This is a genomic window from Paraburkholderia sp. J41, assembly GCF_905220235.1.
GTDB lineage: Bacteria > Pseudomonadota > Gammaproteobacteria > Burkholderiales > Burkholderiaceae > Paraburkholderia.
The window spans coordinates 1-1402 of sequence record NZ_CAJMZE010000080.1; the positions used below are offsets into that span (position 1 = coordinate 1).

A 1402-nucleotide genomic window follows, 5' to 3' on the forward strand; every position below is an offset into this window, starting at 1 on the left:
AAGCTTGATGCCTTCCTGGCCCGCCCAGTCTTCCATGCGCAGTTTGTTGTTGCTCTGCGTGCGGATCATGTTGCGCGAGAGCCAGCGGCGGTCGTTAGTGATCAGATCGCGCGCCTGGCTATGATGATGAAAGGCTGTAATTTCCGGCTTGTCAGGATCCCCATCTCGAAATGAGATCACTGCCTCGTCATTATCCAGCGCGACGAAGTGCAGGCCGGTCTGCAGCTTGCCGGCGAAGGGCTTCGCCAGACGTAGCGGCACGCTTTCACCGCCATGGGGCGAGGCTCCGAAATCGGCGTCCAGACGAACGACGTAATATCCGACAGAATTCAGATAGGCGTAGGTGTATTTGTCGGGACTGCAAATCCTTGCGCTGAGCGTGCCCGCAATTTTGGGCCAGGTGTCCGGCCTCAGTTCAAGACGGAAACGTCGATCGGCCGGAATTGCCTTGTAGCGGTTGGTGTAGGGCTTGTCACGTCCGCCGCTGTGGGTGATCTCGACGACCACCTGGCCTTGAGGTGCGTCGGGCAATGCGATGTCCGTTTCGAGCACGCGCGCGCACTGCAGTTCCAGCACATTGCTCTCGCCTTCGTACATCACCTGGCGCGCAAGCGCCGCTTCGTGGCGCAGTTGCGCCTCCCATTTCGCCCCGGCCTGGTCGAGGTGGTTCGTACCGTACACATACGGCTGGCCGTACGTCGTGGTGTCCTGCGGGGCGAGATTGGCGCTATCCCTAAATCTCTCCCAGGCCGCTTCGGGGTTGTAATCCGCGACGGTATAGCCCTGTGCCACCGTGTAGTTGTGCGTCTTGAGCGAGGTGATTGCTTCCACGCCAGCGGATTCAAGCCCGGCCGCTTCGCGGTACGGTACGGTAAGACGGGGATCGTAGAGATAGTGGTCGATGTCGTCGGCGAAGACCACCTGGTCGCCGTACTCCGTTTCGATGATGTAGCAGTAGATGCCTGACTTCTGCATCAGCATCTGGATGTAATTAAAATCCGTCGTCTGGTGTTGGAAGCGCCAAAGGTGTGTCGGATACTGGCGCCGCAGCCGGAACGCCATCTGATGTTCCTGGATGCCGTGGCTGATCAGGATCTTCCGGATAATCTGCGGCGTTGTGAGATGCTGGAACGTCTGCGAGTTCGTCACACCCTGCAGGCGCCCGATATGCGATTTCAGTACGACCAGGTACTTTACGTAGTCCTTCGTCTGCTGGATCGTCGAGAACTTCATGACGTAGCCGGAGATTTTCCGGACCACGCCTTCGTCCGCCACAATTTTAAAAGTGGCATCCTGATTGAGATAATCGTTGCGCGAGAGCTGGAGCGGGTGGGTGAGGACGATGCCCACCTCGTTGGGTTCCCCCATCTTCTCGGCAGCATCGAATTCCACGACCGACAGC

At 58.5% G+C, this 1402-nt stretch carries 1 protein-coding gene; it reads right to left on the minus strand.

All coding sequences use genetic code 11. The features are described from left to right. The coding region (locus U5805_RS31480) for a type VI secretion system tip protein VgrG (RefSeq protein ID WP_322107391.1) at window positions 1-1401 on the minus strand (1401 nt) is incomplete at its 3' end. Between the last annotated feature and the right edge of the window lies 1 nt (window position 1402).